The sequence below is a fragment of the Candidatus Alistipes pullistercoris genome, from assembly GCF_027665465.1.
Classification (GTDB): Bacteria; Bacteroidota; Bacteroidia; order Bacteroidales; family Rikenellaceae; genus Alistipes_A; species Alistipes_A hominis.
Genome location: NZ_JAQDED010000001.1, coordinates 108,443 through 125,989, shown reverse-complemented (window position 1 = coordinate 125,989; position 17,547 = coordinate 108,443). Strand labels below are relative to the sequence as shown.

The 17,547-nt window shown below is 54.1% G+C and carries 19 protein-coding genes; 16 read left to right on the top strand and 3 right to left on the bottom strand.

What is annotated here, in order from left to right; translation table 11 throughout:
* The first annotated feature begins 54 nt into the window (after positions 1-54).
* From rplF to eno, 15 genes are all read left to right on the top strand, one after another.
* Entirely contained in the window at positions 55-612 is a 558-nt protein-coding gene (gene rplF, locus PGR91_RS00595; RefSeq protein WP_055202311.1) for a 50S ribosomal protein L6, read from the top strand.
* Positions 613-627: 15 nt separating this feature from the next.
* Positions 628-990, top strand: coding sequence for a 50S ribosomal protein L18 (gene rplR / locus PGR91_RS00590; RefSeq protein ID WP_055202309.1), 363 nt, complete (start codon positions 628-630; stop codon positions 988-990).
* 5 nt (positions 991-995) lie between these two features.
* Positions 996-1,514, top strand: coding sequence for a 30S ribosomal protein S5 (gene rpsE / locus PGR91_RS00585; protein ID WP_055202307.1), 519 nt, complete (start codon positions 996-998; stop codon positions 1,512-1,514).
* An 11-nt stretch (positions 1,515-1,525) separates the two neighbouring features.
* Positions 1,526-1,708, top strand: coding sequence for a 50S ribosomal protein L30 (gene rpmD / locus PGR91_RS00580; protein WP_055202305.1), 183 nt, complete (start codon positions 1,526-1,528; stop codon positions 1,706-1,708).
* Positions 1,709-1,775: 67 nt separating this feature from the next.
* A complete protein-coding gene (rplO, locus tag PGR91_RS00575) occupies positions 1,776-2,222 on the top strand; it encodes a 50S ribosomal protein L15 (protein WP_055202302.1) in 447 nt (148 codons plus the stop codon).
* Between the two features lie 10 nt (positions 2,223-2,232).
* Positions 2,233-3,555: a preprotein translocase subunit SecY gene (gene secY, locus PGR91_RS00570; protein WP_055202300.1), complete on the top strand. Its 1,323-nt coding sequence runs from the start codon at positions 2,233-2,235 to the stop codon at positions 3,553-3,555.
* 14 nt (positions 3,556-3,569) lie between these two features.
* Positions 3,570-4,346: a type I methionyl aminopeptidase gene (gene map / locus PGR91_RS00565; RefSeq protein WP_055202298.1), complete on the top strand. Its 777-nt coding sequence runs from the start codon at positions 3,570-3,572 to the stop codon at positions 4,344-4,346.
* Between the two features lie 5 nt (positions 4,347-4,351).
* Positions 4,352-4,570 carry a translation initiation factor IF-1 gene (gene infA / locus PGR91_RS00560; RefSeq protein ID WP_055202295.1) on the top strand — a complete coding sequence of 73 codons (219 nt, stop codon included), beginning with the start codon at positions 4,352-4,354 and terminating at the stop codon, positions 4,568-4,570.
* 79 nt (positions 4,571-4,649) lie between these two features.
* Entirely contained in the window at positions 4,650-4,766 is a 117-nt protein-coding gene (gene rpmJ, locus PGR91_RS00555) for a 50S ribosomal protein L36 (protein WP_009132884.1), read from the top strand.
* A gap of 27 nt (positions 4,767-4,793) precedes the next feature.
* The gene (rpsM, locus tag PGR91_RS00550) at positions 4,794-5,174 is read left to right on the top strand and encodes a 30S ribosomal protein S13 (RefSeq protein ID WP_055202292.1); all 381 of its coding nucleotides are present in this window, start codon (positions 4,794-4,796) and stop codon (positions 5,172-5,174) included.
* A 12-nt stretch (positions 5,175-5,186) separates the two neighbouring features.
* Complete coding sequence (gene rpsK / locus PGR91_RS00545; RefSeq protein ID WP_055202290.1) at positions 5,187-5,576, top strand: 30S ribosomal protein S11; 390 nt, start codon at positions 5,187-5,189, stop codon at positions 5,574-5,576.
* A gap of 117 nt (positions 5,577-5,693) precedes the next feature.
* Positions 5,694-6,302, top strand: coding sequence for a 30S ribosomal protein S4 (gene rpsD / locus PGR91_RS00540; RefSeq protein WP_055202288.1), 609 nt, complete (start codon positions 5,694-5,696; stop codon positions 6,300-6,302).
* A gap of 24 nt (positions 6,303-6,326) precedes the next feature.
* Entirely contained in the window at positions 6,327-7,319 is a 993-nt protein-coding gene (locus PGR91_RS00535) for a DNA-directed RNA polymerase subunit alpha (protein WP_055202285.1), read from the top strand.
* 92 nt (positions 7,320-7,411) lie between these two features.
* Positions 7,412-7,996: a 50S ribosomal protein L17 gene (rplQ, locus tag PGR91_RS00530; RefSeq protein ID WP_101571501.1), complete on the top strand. Its 585-nt coding sequence runs from the start codon at positions 7,412-7,414 to the stop codon at positions 7,994-7,996.
* A gap of 678 nt (positions 7,997-8,674) precedes the next feature.
* Positions 8,675-9,979 carry a phosphopyruvate hydratase gene (gene eno / locus PGR91_RS00525; protein WP_055202279.1) on the top strand — a complete coding sequence of 435 codons (1,305 nt, stop codon included), beginning with the start codon at positions 8,675-8,677 and terminating at the stop codon, positions 9,977-9,979.
* Between the two features lie 194 nt (positions 9,980-10,173).
* On the opposite strand, the gene PGR91_RS00520 is transcribed toward eno, so the two are convergent.
* From PGR91_RS00520 to PGR91_RS00510, 3 genes are all read right to left on the bottom strand, one after another.
* On the bottom strand, positions 10,174-10,725 hold the full coding sequence (locus tag PGR91_RS00520) for an FKBP-type peptidyl-prolyl cis-trans isomerase (protein ID WP_118655333.1): 552 nt from the start codon (positions 10,723-10,725) through the stop codon (positions 10,174-10,176).
* A 23-nt stretch (positions 10,726-10,748) separates the two neighbouring features.
* On the bottom strand, positions 10,749-13,607 hold the full coding sequence (gcvP, locus tag PGR91_RS00515; RefSeq protein ID WP_118655331.1) for an aminomethyl-transferring glycine dehydrogenase: 2,859 nt from the start codon (positions 13,605-13,607) through the stop codon (positions 10,749-10,751).
* Positions 13,608-13,773: 166 nt separating this feature from the next.
* Positions 13,774-15,456, bottom strand: coding sequence for a nucleoside kinase (locus PGR91_RS00510; protein WP_055203489.1), 1,683 nt, complete (start codon positions 15,454-15,456; stop codon positions 13,774-13,776).
* A 214-nt stretch (positions 15,457-15,670) separates the two neighbouring features.
* Between PGR91_RS00510 and rpsA the strand changes: the two genes are divergently transcribed.
* Positions 15,671-17,542: a 30S ribosomal protein S1 gene (rpsA, locus tag PGR91_RS00505; protein WP_222613629.1), complete on the top strand. Its 1,872-nt coding sequence runs from the start codon at positions 15,671-15,673 to the stop codon at positions 17,540-17,542.
* Positions 17,543-17,547 lie beyond the last annotated feature (5 nt).

The following is a 17,547-nucleotide window of genomic DNA, read 5'->3' as shown; positions in this document are numbered from 1 at the left end:
GAGGCCCGAACCCGCGGAGGAAGGACTTTTGAAAACCAAATGAATTAAGAAGAAATGTCAAGAATTGGAAAATTACCTGTAGACCTGCCCGCCGGTGTGACGGTTACCGTTGGCGCCGATAACGTGGTGAGTGTGAAAGGACCTCTGGGGCAACTCAGCCAGCAGGTTGATCCGGATATTACCGTGAAGGTGGAAGGAAACGTGTTGCACGTGACCCGTCCGACCGATCAGCCCCGTCACCGCTCGATGCACGGTCTGTACCGTGCGTTGATCCACAACATGGTTGTGGGGGTTTCGAAAGGATACGAAATCAAGCAGGAACTCGTCGGCGTCGGTTTCAAAGCCGAAGCCAAAGGACAGATTCTCGAACTGAGTCTCGGATACTCGCACGATATTTATGTGATGCTCCCGCCCGAAGTCAAGGTGGAAGCCGTTACCGAGAAGAAAGGCAACCCGATCGTGACGCTGAAAAGCGCCGACAAACAGCTCATCGGACAGGTGGCTGCGAAGATCCGCTCGTTGCGTAAACCGGAACCGTACAAAGGGAAAGGTATTAAGTTCGTGGGTGAGCAGCTCCGTCGCAAGGCTGGTAAATCTGCTAATGCTAAATAGTAAAATCGTACAATTATGTCATTGAATAAGGTAGAAAGAAGAGCGCGCATCAAACTGCGCATTCGCAAGATTGTCAGCGGAACGGCACAGAAGCCTCGGATGTCTGTGTTCAGAAGCAACAGGCATATCTCGGTACAGCTTATCGACGATCTGAACGGTGTTACTTTGGCAGCGGCCTCGTCGCGGGACAAGGAAGTGGCAGAAAAAGTGGCCGGTCTGAACAAGGTGCAGGTTGCTGCCCTGGTCGGCAAATTGGCCGCCGAACGCAGCGTACAGAAGGGTATCACCGAAGTATCGTTCGACCGAAACGGATACCTGTATCACGGTAGAGTAAAAATGTTAGCGGACGCCGCCAGAGAGGGTGGTCTTAAATTCTAAGCGATATGTCAAATACGAACATAAAAAAGGTGAGAACAAGCGACCTCGAGCTGAAAGACCGGCTCGTAAGCATCCAGCGCGTTACCAAGGTAACCAAGGGTGGTCGCACATTCAGCTTTTCGGCAATCGTTGTGGTAGGTAACGAAAACGGCGTCGTAGGCTACGGCCTCGGCAAAGCCGGCGAAGTGACCTCCGCCATTGCCAAAGGGGTTGAAGATGCGAAGAAAAACCTTGTTAAAATTCCCGTGCTGCACGGAACGATCCCGCACAAACAGGAAGCCCGTTACAGCGGTTCGCTGGTGATGATCCGTCCGGCCGCTCCCGGTACCGGCGTAATCGCCGGAGGCGCCATGCGTGCCGTGCTTGAGAGCGTCGGTATCCGCAACGTGCTTGCGAAGAGCAAAGGTTCGTCGAACCCGCACAACCTGGTGAAAGCCACCGTTGCCGCACTGTTGGAACTGCGCGATGCATACAGCGTGGCTCAAGTGCGCGGCGTATCACTCGACACAGTATTTAACGGATAATTCGTCAGGAAATGGCTAAATTGAAAATCACACAGATCAAAAGCCGCATCGGTTCGTCTGCACTCCAGAAAAGGAACCTCGATGCGCTGGGACTTCGCAAGATCAATCAGACCGTTGAGCACGATGATTCGGCTATCATACTGGGCATGATCGCAAAAGTGAAGCACCTCGTAAAAATTGAAGAAGTAAAATAGTTATTCTAATCCACCGCGAAGGGGCGGCCACGAGGCGGCTCCGGGTCGGTAAATAACAGAAAAACGGATGAATCTTAGTAATTTAAAGCCCGCAGAAGGGTCGACCGGCAAAGAAAAACGGATCGGCCGCGGTCAGGGATCCGGACATGGCGGAACGGCGACGCGTGGACGCAACGGCGCTCAGTCGCGTTCGGGATACTCTTCGAAATTAGGTTTCGAAGGAGGCCAGATGCCTTTGCAGAGACGCTTGCCCAAATACGGTTTTACGAACCTGAAAAGAGTGGAATACAAAGGGATTAACCTCGGTGTTCTGGAAGAGCTGGCAACCAAGAATTCCCTGAAGAGCATCGATGTGGAAACGTTGATCGAAGCCGGTTTCATTTCGAAAAACGACCGGGTCAAAATCCTTGGCAACGGAACGCTTTCCGTAGCGCTCGAAGTTACCGCGCATGCATTTTCAAAATCGGCTGCGGCTGCTATCGAAGCACAGCAGGGTAAGGTTGTAAAACTCTAACTTTTCAGTAATGAAAAAACTAATCGAGACCATCAAGAATATATTCAAGATCGAAGAGCTGCGCAAGAGAATCCTCTTTACGCTCTCTTTGCTTCTTGTATATCGCTTCGGTAGTTTTGTGGTGATTCCGGGTATCAATCCGGCTGCTCTGAACGACCTTCAGAGTCAGGTGGATGGCAACGGATTGCTGGGGCTGCTGAATATCTTCTCCGGAGGAGCATTCAGCAACGCCTCGATTTTCGCGCTCGGAATTATGCCCTATATCTCTGCTTCGATCGTAATCCAGTTGCTCGGAATCGTAGTTCCCTACTTCCAGAAACTGCAGAAAGAAGGGGAGAGCGGCCGCCGCAAAATCAACCAGTGGACCCGCTACCTGACCATTATCGTGCTGTTGCTGCAGGCTCCGGCCTATCTGGCCAATTTGCACGGTACGCTGCAACCTTATGCTTTCGTATTGGGTTCCGGCGCATTGTTCACCGTCAGTGCGACGATCGTGCTGATTGCCGGTACGATGTTCGTGATGTGGCTCGGCGAGAAGATTACCGATAAGGGGATCGGAAACGGCGTGTCGCTGATCATCATGGTGGGAATCATCGCCCGGCTGCCGCACGCGCTGATGGCCGAGTTGAATACCCGTTTTACGGAATCTACCGGTGGTTTCGTGATGCTGATCGTCGAACTGGCGCTGTTGTTCCTGGTTTTCGCGGCTACGATCGCTCTGGTACAGGCTGTCCGCAAGATTCCGGTGCAGTATGCCAAACGGATCGTAGGCAACAAACAGTATGGTGGCGTCCGTCAGTACATTCCGCTGAAAATCAATGCGGCAGGCGTGATGCCGATCATCTTCGCTCAGGCGTTGATGTTCATTCCCGCCCTGTTCAGCAAGTTCGAATCGACCAGTGCGATCGGTACGGCATTCAGCAACTATTCGGGTTTTTGGTACAATCTGGTGTTCGGATTACTGGTTGTGGCATTTACCTATTTCTATACAGCAATTACCGTGAATCCCAACATGATGGCGGAGGATATGAAACGTAACGGCGGTTTTATCCCGGGCGTGAAACCCGGCAAGAAAACGGTCGATTACCTCGATACCATCATGACGAGGATCACGCTGCCGGGTTCCGTTTTCCTTGCGATCGTGGCGATTCTGCCCGCTTTTGCGATGAAACTCGGAATCAACAATCAGTTTGCGCTGTTCTATGGCGGAACCTCGCTGCTGATCCTGGTGGGCGTTATTCTCGACACCCTGCAGCAGATTGAAAGCTACCTGCTCCTTCGTCACTACGACGGTTTGATGAAGACCGGACGGATCAAGGGCAGAAGCGCTTAAGCGGATTTGGTTTTATGATATATCTGAAGACACACGAAGAGATCGAATTACTCCGGGAGAACAACTTGCTCGTGAGCGCTACGTTGGCTGAACTGGCTAAGCACATCAAGCCGGGCGTGACGACCCTCGAGTTGGATAAAATAGCCGAAGATTTTATCCGCAGCCACGGGGCTGTTCCCAGTTTTCTCGGATACAACGGTTTTCCGAACACGCTTTGCATGTCGGTCAACGAACAGGTTGTACACGGGATTCCCTCTTCGAAAACCGTTTTGAAAGAAGGCGATATTCTTTCGGTGGATTGTGGCACATTTATGAAGGGGTTTTGTGGTGATTCTGCCTACACGTTTGCTGTAGGGGAGATTGCTCCGGAAGCGGAGAGTCTGCTCAGAGTCACCAAAGAGGCTCTTTATAAAGGGGTCGCACAGGCGAAACCCGGCAATCGCGTAGGCGATGTCGGCAATGCTGTGCAGGAACATGCCGAAAAGCACGGATACTCCGTGGTACGGGAGATGGTGGGACACGGCCTCGGCCGCAAAATGCACGAAGATCCCCAGGTACCCAATTACGGAGCCAGAGGCCGGGGGCCGCTGCTGAAAGCGGGCATGGTCATCTGTATCGAACCCATGATCAACATGGGGAAACGTGATATCGTTTTCGAACGCGACGGCTGGACGGTGCGTACGCGGGATCGCAAACCGGCGGCTCATTTCGAGTTTGCCGTGGCGATTACCGAGAACGGGCCCGATGTCCTGACGGATTTCGGAATTATCGAAAAAGCAATTAACAACTAAGCTCTATGGCGAAACAAGCTGCTATTGAAAAGGACGGAACCATTATCGAAGCGTTGTCCAATGCGATGTTCCGGGTGGAACTCGACAACGGCCATGTGATTACCGCCCATATTTCCGGGAAGATGCGGATGCACTACATCAAGATCTTACCGGGGGATAAAGTGAAAGTGGAGATGTCTCCTTACGATTTGACGAAGGGGCGCATCTCGTTCCGCTACAAATAGGTAGCCCGGCTACATGAGAGGACAAACCCGGGAGGGAATGTCGCGATTTACAACACACACACATTAAGATGTCTGAAAAATGAAAGTTAGAACATCCATCAAAAAGAGAAGCGAGGATTGCAAGATCGTGAAGCGTAAAGGCCGCCTTTATGTGATCTGCAAAAAGAATCCCAAGTTGAAAATGCGCCAAGGTTAGTTAAAAAATTAAAAGTGATTATCATTTATGGCACGTATTGTCGGTGTAGATTTACCCAAAAATAAAAGAGGCGAGATAGGCTTGACCTATATCTACGGTATTGGAAGAAGTACCGCTCGCGCGATCCTTGAGAAAGCACAGATCAGTTACGACCTCAAGGTGAAGGATTGGAGCGATGAGAATATTGCCGCCATCCGTAACGTCATTGCCAGCGAAGGTTACAAAGTCGAAGGAGAGTTGCGTTCGTCGGTTCAGTTGAACATCAAGCGTCTGATGGACATCGGTTGCTACCGTGGGATCCGTCACCGTCTGGGGCTTCCCGTTCGCGGACAGAGCACGAAGAACAATGCCCGCACCCGCAAGGGACGCAAGAAAACCGTAGCTAACAAGAAAAAAGCAACTAAGTAATATCAGAGAGTTATGGCTAAAAAAACAGGAGCAGTTAAAAAGAAGGTTGTCAAAGTTGACGCTCAAGGTATGGCCCATGTGCACTCGACTTTCAATAACGTAATCATTACGCTGACCAATGCAGCCGGCGAAGTGATCAGTTGGAGTTCCGCCGGGAAAATGGGTTTCAGAGGTTCCAAAAAGAATACCCCCTATGCAGCACAGACAGCGGCAACGGATTGTGCCAAAGTTGCATACGATATGGGACTCCGTAAAGTGAAGGTGTATGTGAAAGGTCCCGGCGCAGGTCGTGAATCAGCCATTCGCACCATCCATGGAGCTGGTATCGAAGTGCTCGAGATCATCGATGTTACTCCGCTGCCTCATAACGGATGCCGTCCCCCCAACCGTCGCCGCGTGTAATTGACGGTTTCAGGGATATCCGGGGCTTTGCTGTTGCGACAGCGGTGTTCCGGCGATCTCTGGACGGATCGAAACGTTTTGGATGGAAACTCTGAAAAACAAGAAAAATTTCTAACAATGGGAAGATATATAGGACCAAAAACAAAAATCGCCAGAAAGTTCGGCGAGGCAATTTTCGGGACGGATAAGGCGCTTGAGAAGAAGAACTATCCCCCGGGACAACACGGACTTGCCCGTAAACGCAAGAAAGTATCCGAATACGGTACGCAGTTGCTCGAAAAACAGAAGGCTAAGGCGATTTACGGTGTGCAGGAAAAACAGTTCTACAGGACTTACGAAGCTGCGGCTCGTCTGGGCGGTATCACCGGTGAGAACCTGCTGAAGTTGCTCGAGTGCCGTCTGGATAATGTGGTTTACCGTCTGGGGATCGCCCCGACGCGCGCCGCAGCCCGGCAGTTGGTGTCGCACCGCCACATTACGGTGAACGGCAACGTTGTCAATATTCCGTCCTACTCGCTCAAAGAAGGGGATACGGTTGGTGTACGTGAGAAATCGAAATCGTTGGAAGTGATTCAGGACGCTCTGGGCAGCGGTCGTCGCAGCCGTTTCGCATGGCTGGAGTGGGAAGGCGCTCAGATGACGGGCAAGTTTCTGTCGAAGCCCGAACGCGCCGACATTCCGGAGAATGTCAACGAGCAACTGATCGTGGAACTGTACTCTAAGTAGTAATTTAATCGAGGAGCAATAATTATGGCAATATTAGCATTTCAAAAACCTGAAAAGGTAATCATGCTCGAATCCACCTCTTCTTTCGGACGGTTTGAATTTCGTCCGCTGGAACCGGGATTCGGGATGACGGTCGGCAACGCACTGCGCCGCATTCTTCTTTCTTCGCTGGAAGGGTATGCGATCACGACGGTGAAAGTGGCCGGCGTAGACCATGAATTTGCTGCTATCCCCGGTGTTATGGAAGGAATGCTTGAGATCATTTTGAATCTCAAACAGGTACGTTTCATTAAAACCGTCGAAAGTGCCGACAGTGAAAAGGTGCGGGTCAGCGTAGCCGGCCAGACCGAACTCACGGCCGGATATATTTCGAATTTTCTTACGAACTTTAAGGTGTTGAATCCCGATCTGGTGATCTGCCGGCTCGATGCGGACGTAAAGCTGCAAATCGAGTTGACGATCGGCAAAGGGCGCGGATACGTGCCCGCCGAAGAGAACCGTCCCGCCGACGCGGAGTTCGGTCTGCTTCCGATCGATTCGATCCACACACCGATCAAGAATGTAAAATATTCGGTCGAAAACTACCGTGTAGAGCAGAAAACCGACTACGAGAAACTCAACTTGGAGATTACGACGGACGGTTCCATTCACCCGAAAGATGCACTGAAAGAGGCTGCTAAAATATTGATTCATCACTTCATGCTCTTCTCAGATGAAAAAATTACACTGAACCTCGAGGAAAACAGTGCTACGGAGGAATTTGACGAAGATGTGCTTCACATGCGTCAGCTGTTGAAAACCAAACTTTCCGATCAGGATCTTTCGGTGCGTGCGCTCAACTGCCTGAAGGCCGCCGAAGTGGAAACCGTGGGAGATCTGGTGCGTTTCAACCGGAACGATTTGCTTAAATTCAGAAACTTCGGTAAAAAGTCGCTCTCCGAGCTCGACGATTTGCTGACGAATCTGAATCTCCATTTCGGTATGGACGTATCGATCTACAAGCTGGACAAGGATTAACCGGAACTGCGACAGTAACGGGTCTGATCCGGACTCCCGGCGAAGGAGGATCGGTTTTTAACCTGGAAGCAAAAATTTAAGATCACGTAATTATGAGACATAACAAAAAAATTAACCACCTTGGCCGGCAGGCAGCGCACCGCAAGGCGCTGTTGGCCAACTTGGCAAACTCCCTGATCCGTCACAAACGGATCAATACGACGGTTGCCAAAGCAAAGGCTCTGAGAATGTACGTCGAGCCGTTGATTACCAAATCCAAACTGGATACGACTCATTCGCGTCGTGTTGTTTTCAGCTACCTGAAGGACAAGCAAGCCGTTGCCGAGCTGTTTCGCGAGATCGCTCCGAAGATCGCCGACCGTCCGGGCGGTTACTGCCGGATTCTGAAGACCGGTTTTCGCTTGGGGGATGCTGCCGAGATGTGCTTCATCGAACTGGTAGACTTCAACGAAACCTACACGAAGGAGGCGAAAGTGGCTGAAAAACCGAAAACGCGTCGTAGCCGTTCGGGTGCTAAGAAAGCTGCCGAACCGGTCGAAGCCGCTGCGGAAACGGTCGCTACCGATACCGAGGCTCCTGCGGAAGAGGTCAAGAAAGCGCCTGCAAAGAAGGCCGCCGCAAAAAAGCCCGCTGCTAAAAAAGCGGCGGAAGAGGCTCCTGCCGAAGAAAAGGCTTAATAAAACGTTGCTTCATACGAAGAGCGGGGATTCCAAGAATCCCCGCTCTTGTTTTATGCCGGTACGGCTGCCGAAATGCGGAGGGATACGTGCCGTTCGGCCGGACGACGTTCGGGGGAGGTCGGTTGCTTCGAGCCGAATACCTGACCGCGCGGTTTCCGGAAGATGCGGGCCCTTTTGTTTTTACGCCGCCGGGAATGTGGATCACGACATGGCCGAGATTCCGATGTGCGATTTCCGGAAGGCAATCCTGGATTTTATGGCGCGGTTTGTGAAGGGGAAAAGCCGCTGGCGCTCGATACCGGCGAAACGTGCGCCGACCGGGCGGAGGCGAAAAAAGACTTTACGATGCGGGATTAAGTCACGGTCTGTTTCGTATCTGTGCTGGACCGGAAGCGGAATATTGAGGTCGGCCGGAGCCGATGTCGTACGGATTTCCGGTCGAAATTCTCCGGAAAACAGACAATATTCCGACGCATTTTTTACCGGATTCAGGGAAACGACACGTTGTAAAACTTGTTTAATCCGGCGCGATGCACTATCTTTGAAGCGTTTTCGATTTCTGCTGATGCCGGGTATTCGCCGGTAAAAGCGTTGGAAATACGAGGGGCCCCTTAGGTGGCGGCATTGCGATCGAAACAGATAAACCGATTATAAACTAATTTAAGGAAAATTGTCATGGGACAGATTATCAGTGTTCATGCAAGGGAAATCCTCGACTCGAGAGGAAATCCGACGATTGAAGTGGAAGTAACTACCGCAAGCGGGGCTGTCGGCCGTGCAGCCGTTCCGTCCGGAGCCTCTACCGGCGAAAACGAAGCGCTCGAACTGCGCGACGGCGACAAGGGGCGTTATGGCGGAAAAGGCGTGCTGAAGGCCGTTCAGAATGTGAATGAAATCATCGCCAAGGAGATTCTCGGCATGCAGGTGACCGATCAGGTCGGCATCGACAAAACGATGATCGCGCTCGACGGAACCGCTACCAAGAGCAACCTCGGCGCCAATGCGATTCTCGGCGTGTCGCTGGCTTGCGCTCATGCCGCGGCCAATTTGCTCGGTATGCCGCTGTACCGCTATATCGGTGGAACGAACGCCAAGACGCTGCCTGTTCCGATGATGAATATCATCAACGGCGGTTCGCATTCGGACGCTCCGATCGCGTTCCAGGAATTTATGATCCGTCCGGTCGGAGCCGCTTCGTTCCGGGAAGGGCTGCGCATGGGCGCCGAGGTGTTCCACGCGCTGAAGAAAGTGTTGCACGACCGCGGACTGAGTACGGCCGTAGGCGACGAGGGCGGTTTCGCTCCGGCTCTGAACGGTACCGAAGACGCGCTGGAATCGATCATCGAGGCGATTAAGAAAGCCGGTTACAAGCCGGGCCGCAAGTGCGAAGGCGGCGATGTGGCCATCGGTATGGACTGCGCCTCTTCCGAGTTCTACAAAGACGGTATTTACGACTATACCAAGTTCGAAGGCGCCAAAGGTGCAAAACGCACCTCTGCCGAACAGGTCGCTTACCTCGAACAGCTGATCGCGAAGTACCCGATCGACTCGATCGAGGACGGTATGAGCGAAAACGACTGGGACGGCTGGAAAGCGCTGACCGACAAGATCGGCGACAAGTGCCAGTTGGTCGGCGACGATTTGTTCGTAACGAATGTGGAATTCCTGAAAAAAGGGATCGAGATGGGCTGCGGCAATTCGATTTTGATCAAAGTGAACCAGATCGGGTCGCTGACAGAAACGCTCGATGCGATCGAAATGGCTCACCGCGCCGGTTACACTTCGGTTACGTCTCACCGTTCGGGCGAAACCGAGGACGCAACGATCGCGGATATCGCGGTAGCTACCAATTCGGGCCAGATCAAGACCGGTTCGCTGAGCCGTTCCGACCGGATGGCCAAGTACAATCAGTTGCTCCGCATCGAAGAAGAACTGGGCGACGAGGCGATCTACGGGTATACGAAGATTTACAAGAAATAAGACTGTTTTCCGGCTGTCGCCGGGGCAAAGAAGAGGAAGCGCCCGCAAGGCCGCTTCCTCTTCTGCTTGAAGAGCGGTTATCTCGTAATGGACAGCTGTTTAGCCGGAGTCGGAATATGTAAAAGGCAGGCCCCGTGAGGGGCCTGCCTTTTGTATGCGGTTACGGATTGTATCCGTAAATTCGAAAGATTTTTTTAGTGACAACCGCAGCCGCAGCCGCCGTTCCCCTGTTCGTGATCGCAACCGTCTCCGCATCCGCAGTCGCATCCCCCGGCGGGATGCCCCGTCATCATGTCTTCCGGCGTGGCTTCGCGCACTTCGACGATCGTCCCCGAAAATTCCAGCGCTTTGCCGGCCATCGGGTGGTTGAAGTCCATCGTTACGCTGTCGTTGCCGACCGCTTTCACGACGCCGACCAGCCGGTTGCCCTGGTTGTCGCTCATCGGAAGCTGGTTGCCGATTTCGAGCATACCGTCCTCGATTTTACCGTCGACCATGAAGACCTCTTTGGGCAGTTCGACCACGGCGTCCGGAATCACTTCGCCGTAAGCGTTGGCGGCGTCCAGGCGGAATGCGAAAGGATCGCCTTTGCCCAGTCCGGCGAGGTTCGCCTCGAATGCCGGCAGCAGGAAGCCGGTTCCGTATACGAATTGCAAAGGGCTCTCGGCTTTGACCGTTTCAACGACCTGACCGTCGACTTTCAGCTGGTAGCTCAGAGCCACGAATGTTTTTTCTCCAATTTTCATTTTATCTTTTTTTAAGTAAATATTTATTCGGTTTCATACAAGATGCCGCAGGTGCAGCAAAGATTACGATCCCCGTAGCCGCCGTCGATCCGGCTGACATACGGGAAAAATTTGTTTTCGCGGAGCCGGCGCAGCGGATAAAAGGCCTTTTCGCGGCCGTAAGGATGACTCCAATCGTCCGCACAGCCTTCCGCTGCCGTGTGCGGCGCCATTTTCACGACGTTGTCGTCCGCATCGGCCTTCCCGTCGCGGATCTCTTCGCACTCCCGTTTGATCCGTACGAGCGCTTCCATGAAACGATCCAACTCGGCCTTCGGTTCGCTTTCGGTGGGTTCCACCATCAGCGTTTCGGGGACGGGGAACGAAAGGGTAGGCGCATGGAATCCGTAGTCCATCAGCCTGCGTGCGATATCGGCGCATTCCGTGCCGTAATCTTTGCGGAAATGGCGCAGGTCGAGGATCGCTTCGTGACCGACCCGTCCGGTTTCTCCGGTGTAGAGCACTTCGTATTCTCCTTTCAAAGCGGATGCCACGTAATTCGCCTGCACGATCGCCGTTTCGGTGGCGCGTCGCAGGCCGCTTTCGCCAAGCATTTTGATGTAGCCGTAGGTGATCGGCAGAATCGAGGCGCTGCCGAACGGCGCTGCCGCAACGGAAGTGATTCCGTTTTCGCCGCCCGTTTCGACCAGCGGATGGCTCGGCAGGAATTCGGCCAGATGCTGGGTGACGCAGATCGGTCCGACGCCCGGGCCGCCGCCGCCGTGCGGGATGGCGAACGTCTTGTGCAGGTTCAGGTGGCAAACGTCGGCCCCGATGTATCCGGGGTTGGTCAGCCCGACCTGCGCGTTCATATTCGCTCCGTCCATATAGACCTGTCCGCCGTTGTCGTGCACGATGTCCACGATCTCGCGGATACGGCTTTCGAAGACTCCGTGCGTCGACGGGTAGGTCACCATGATGCAGCAGAGTTCGCTGGCGTATCGGCCTGCTTTGGCTCGCAGGTCGTCGATGTCTATGTTCCCGTTCGTGTCGCAGGCCACGGTCACGATTCGCATACCGGCCATGGCGGCCGAAGCGGGGTTGGTGCCGTGCGCCGAAGCGGGGATCAGCGCGACGTTGCGGTAGCCCTGTCCGCGGCTCTGGTAGTAGGCGCGGATTACCATCAGGCCGGAATATTCGCCGTTGGCGCCCGAATTCGGCTGAAGCGATACGGCGTCCATTCCGGTGATCGTCGCGAGGTCTTTCGACAGTTCGTCGATCAACTCCCGGTAACCTTCCGCCTGGTCGGCCGGGACGAACGGGTGCAGGTCGGCCAGTCCGGCCAGGCTCAGCGGGAGCATCGTTACGGCCGGATTCAGCTTCATCGTGCACGAGCCGAGCGGGATCATGCCGTCGGCCAGCGAAATGTCGCGGCGTTCCAGTTTCTTGATGTAGCGCATCATGTCGGTTTCGCTGCGGTAGCGCTGGAAGACCGGTTCGGTCAGGTAGGGCGACGATCGCAGTACGTTTTTCGGAAAATCGGCCGTTTCGGCGATTTTCTTTACGACCGGCGCTCTTTTTCCCGCCGCTTTGGCGAACAGGGCGACGATCGCGTTCACTTCGTCTGCCGTCGACAGTTCGTCGAACGAGATCCGGACGCGTTCCTTGTCCGGGTAGAAAAAGTTCATCTGCCTTTCGAGGGCCGCCGTGCGTATTTTATCGGCGTCGGCCGCCACTTCGATCGTGTCGAAGAAGTTCCGAGCCGCCGTTTCGTATCCCAGTTTTTCGAGTGCCGCCGCCGCCGCCGCCGCATGGCCGTGCGTATGCAGCGCGATCCGGCGGATCCCTTCCGCCCCGTGGTAGACGGCGAAGAAACCGGCCATACTGGCCAGCAACGCCTGTGCCGTGCAGATATTGGAGGTCGCCCGTTCGCGCTTGATATGCTGTTCGCGGGTTTGCAGCGCCATGCGCAGCGCCTTGTTGCCGAGCCGATCGACCGATACGCCGATGATGCGGCCCGGCATATTCCGTTTATAGGCGTCCTTCGTAGTCAGGAAAGCGGCGTGCGGGCCTCCGAATCCCATCGGAAGGCCGAACCGTTGGGTCGATCCCACGGCGATGTCCGCGCCCCATTCGCCGGGGGCTTTCAGCAGGGCCAGGGCCAGGATGTCCGCCACGGCGGCGACCAGGACGCCCCGGCTGTGTGCTGCTGCGGCGAAATCGTCGTAATCGCAGATCGCTCCGTTCGCTGCCGGGTACTGGACGATCGCCCCGAACTCGCGGCCGGAAAACTCGTACCCGTCGTAGCTGTCGCAGACGATTTCGATGCCGAACGGTTCGCTGCGCGTCAGCAGCAAGTCGAACGTTTGCGGAAAGATGTTTTCGTCGACGAACAGAATGTTGCGCCCCTGTTGGACCGCTTCGCGCGAACGCAGGGCGTACATCATCAGCATCGCTTCGGCGGCGGCCGTCGCTTCGTCCAGCAGCGAACAGTTGCCGACTTCCATGCCGGTCAGCGAAATGACCGCCGTTTGGAAATTCAGCAGCGCTTCCAGCCGTCCCTGCGAAATTTCGGCCTGATAAGGCGTGTACGAGGTATACCAGGCCGGATTCTCGAAAACGTTCCGTTGGATCACGGCCGGCGTAGCCGTTCCGTAATAGCCCATGCCGATCAGACTGCGGTAGAGCTTATTTTTGCCGGCAATCGCGCGGATATGGGCGGCGAATTGGTATTCGCTCATTCCTTGCGGAGGCAGGTTTAGCGGTTTTTTCAGTCGGATCGCGTCCGGAATCACCTGTTCGATCAGCTCTTCGGTGCTACGGACTCCGATCGTGCGGAGCATCTCGGACACTCCGCGTTCGTCGGTTCCGATATGGCGTTTGATGAATGGGTCTTGTGACATGCGTTCAGCGTTGCAGTGGTAAAACGAGAGACAAAGGTAGTAATCCGCAGCGAATTACGGCGCGGAACCCCTCCGTCGTCCCCGGAAATTTTGAACAATTTTTGATAAGTTCGCGCAGAAAGCTGTCCGGCAGGATGTTACGCTTGCGCCGGGAATATGTCTTTCTTTAGTATTCGAAACAGCTTCCGCCGATAAATTCGCGCAGGATGGAGGTCGGCGGGATCTCCGCTTCGAATCGGTCCATCGAGGTGAAGTGATCGAGGAATTTCAGCAACCGATGCGCTTCGCCGAATTCGGGCACCGTGTCCGGAACTTCGCGCAGCAGCGGCCGCACGTAGTCTTTCAGTACGGAGAGTTCATAAAAAAGCGACGAGTTGAACATCAGGTCGGCCTGTTCCTGGTTCGGGAAAATATGCTTGTCTTCCCCGCGGCGGACGCTTTCCCAGCGACGCAACGTGTCGGTAGCGCTGTTGCCGCGGGTACGGTGATCCCGCACGATGCGGCGGATCAGCCGGCTGTCGGTCGTGGCGATGCGGTTCAGGTTGTCCATGGCGATCGACGTGAGCGCCGAGACGTAAATTTTGAACTTCATGTCGGCGGCGACGTGCGGCGTGAGTTTCGGGTTCAGGCCGTGGATTCCTTCGATGACGAGCACCGAGCGCTCTTCCATTTGCAGCGGCTGTTCGTGGAACTCCCGTTTCCCGGTGATGAAGTTGTAACGCGGGATTCGTACCGTTTCGCCTTTCAGCAGCCGGTTCAGATGGTCGTTGAACAGTTCCACGTCGACCGCTTCGAGGGCCTCGAAATCGTAATCGCCCTTTTCGTCGCGCGGGGTTTTTTCGCGTTCGACGAAGTAGTCGTCGAGCGAGATCAGCACCGGGTGCATACCGAGGATGCTGAGCTGGATGCCGAGCCGTTTCGAGAAAGTCGTCTTGCCGCTCGACGAAGGACCCGAGATCAGCACGATCTTCGCCCCGCCTTTCTGGTGCTGTATGGCTACCCGGTCGGCGATGTAACCCACGCTTTTTTCGTGCAGGGCCTCGCCCATGCGGATCAGCTCGCCGCCTTTGCCTTCGAGAATCTTCGAGTTGAGCGCCCCGATGTTCGAGACGCCGATGATATCGACCCAGCGCGCGTATTCCTTGAAAATCTTGAACATTTTGCTCTGCGGCACCTCTTTTTCGAGCTGCGTCGGCGCGGTGCGGTCCGGTACGGCCACCCGGAACCCTTTATAGTATTTGTGCAGGTCGAACAGGTGGATGTATCCGGTCGAAATGGCGAGTCCCCCGTAGAAATAACCGACGATGTCGGCCATCTTGTAGAGGGTGACGTACAGGTGCGGACGCGTGACGAGTAGGGCGATCTTGTCTTCGAGTCCCATTTGGCGGTACGTCTCCACGGCCTCTTCGCAGGTCACGCGCTGACGCACGATCGGAATGTTCTGTCCGATGATGTCCTGCATACGCTCTTTGATCCGGCCTATTTCGGTTTCCGGAATATCTTCCATGCCCTCTATCTCGCAGTAAAAGCCCTTCGCCACGGCATGTTTGATGTGGAGCTTCCGATCCGGGAACAGGTCGCATACCGCTTTGTCCAGAATGAAGAAGAGCGTCCGCTGGTAAACGCGCATACCTTCGAAATGCGTGATGTCGATAAAGCGGACGGTCAGCGGCGAATAGATCCGGTAAGAGAGTTCTTTGAGGCGGTTGTCGACGTAAGCCGCCAGCAGCGGGGTGTCGTTCCCTTTTTCCAGCGACAGCATCTGCGCGACCTGCAGCAGGCTGGTGCCCTGGTTGACGAATAGGTTGGCGCCCGTGTTTTCGCAAAATATTTTTACGGTGTCGTTCATAATCATGTTTGATTGAGTAAAGATAAAACGTTGTAAAGCGTGAAACAAGTATATAAAGATACGGACTTCGGGAATAATATTCAAATAAAGAAGGTTTTTTAGGGCCGCAAAGGCGTTCTTTATTGTGAATCCTTCATAATTTATTATCTTTGCACCGCTTTGTTGTCAAAGCTCTATAAATAATGTCTAACGTATTAATTTGCAAAACACACAAATGACAGCTAACAACGAAAATCAGGAAAAGAAAAAAGCCGCTCAACCGGTGGCAGCCGCTCCCGTAAATCTCGACTCGTTCGATTGGGATGCTTACGAACACGATCTGGGGGTTTACAACGACTCTAAGGAAAACATCGAGGCCAAATACGACCAAACGCTCTCGAAAGTGCAGGTCGGCGAAGTGGTCGAAGGTACCGTGATCGGTCTGAACAAGCGCGAAGTGGTCGTGAACATCGGTTATAAATCGGAAGGCATCATTCCGATCGGCGAATTCAGATACAATCCCGAACTGGCCGTAGGCGAGAAAGTGGAAGTTTACGTAGAGAGCGCCGAGGATAAGAAAGGCCAATTGCTCCTTTCGCACAAAAAGGCGCGTCAGTTGCGTTCGTGGGATCGCGTGAACGAGGCCCTCGAAAAAGACGAAGTGATCAAGGGTTACATCAAGTGTCGCACCAAGGGCGGTATGATCGTCGACGTATTCGGCATCGAAGCGTTCCTGCCGGGTTCGCAGATCGACGTGAAACCGATCCGCGATTACGATATCTATGTGGATAAAACGATGGAATTCAAGGTCGTGAAGATCAACCAGGAGTTCCGCAACGTGGTTGTTTCGCATAAAGCACTGATCGAGGCCGAGCTCGAAGCGCAGAAGAAGGAGATCATGTCCAAGCTCGAAAAAGGACAGATTCTCGAAGGTACCGTCAAGAACATCACTTCCTACGGCGTATTCATCGACCTGGGCGGCGTAGACGGTTTGATCCACATTACCGATCTGAGTTGGGGCCGCGTGAACCATCCCGAAGAGATCGTTCACCTGGACGAAAAGCTCAATGTCGTGATCCTCGACTTCGACGATGCCAAAAAACGTATCGCTCTGGGTCTGAAGCAGCTTTCTCCGCATCCGTGGGATGCCCTGGATACCGAACTGAAAGTCGGCGACAAGGTAAAAGGCAAAGTGGTGGTTATGGCCGATTACGGCGCGTTCATCGAAATTGCTCCGGGCGTAGAAGGTCTGATCCACGTTTCGGAAATGTCGTGGAGCCAACACCTGCGTTCCGCTCAGGAATTTATGAAGGTGGGCGACGAAGTGGAAGCCGTTATCCTGACGCTCGACCGCGAAGAACGCAAGATGTCGCTCGGCATCAAGCAGCTTACTCCCGATCCGTGGGCCGATATCGAGAAGAAATACGCCGTCGGTTCGAGACATACCGCCAAAGTGCGTAACTTTACTAACTTCGGCGTGTTCGTGGAGATCGAAGAAGGTATCGACGGCCTGATCCACATTTCGGATCTGAGTTGGACGAAGAAGATCAAGCATCCGGCCGAATTTACGCAGATCGGCGCTGAGATCGAAGTGGTCGTTCTCGAAATCGACAAGGACAACCGTCGTCTGAGCCTCGGTCACAAACAGCTCGAGGACAATCCGTGGAACGCGTTCGAAGCGCAGTTTGCCGTCGATTCGATCCACCGGGGAACCGTTTCCGAACTGACCGAAAAGGGCGCCATCATTTCGCTGGGCGACAACGTGGAAGGTTTTGCCGGTTCCAGGCAGTTGGTGAAGGAAGACGGGACGACCGCCAAAGAGGGCGAAACGCTCGATTTCAAGGTGCTCGAATTCTCGAAAGCTACCAAGCGGATTCTGTTGTCGCACACCCGTATTTTCGAAGAGGTGAAAAAACAGGAGGCACAGGCAGAAAAGAACGAACGCCGTAAGGCCGACGACGCAGCGAAGGAATCCGTGAAGAAGATCAACGCGTCGGTCGAAAAGACGACTCTCGGCGACATCTCTTCGCTGGCCGAACTGAAAGCTCGTATGGAAGAGAGCGCAGCCGAAGCCAAACCGAAAAAAGAAGCTGAAAAGGCCGAATAATATGA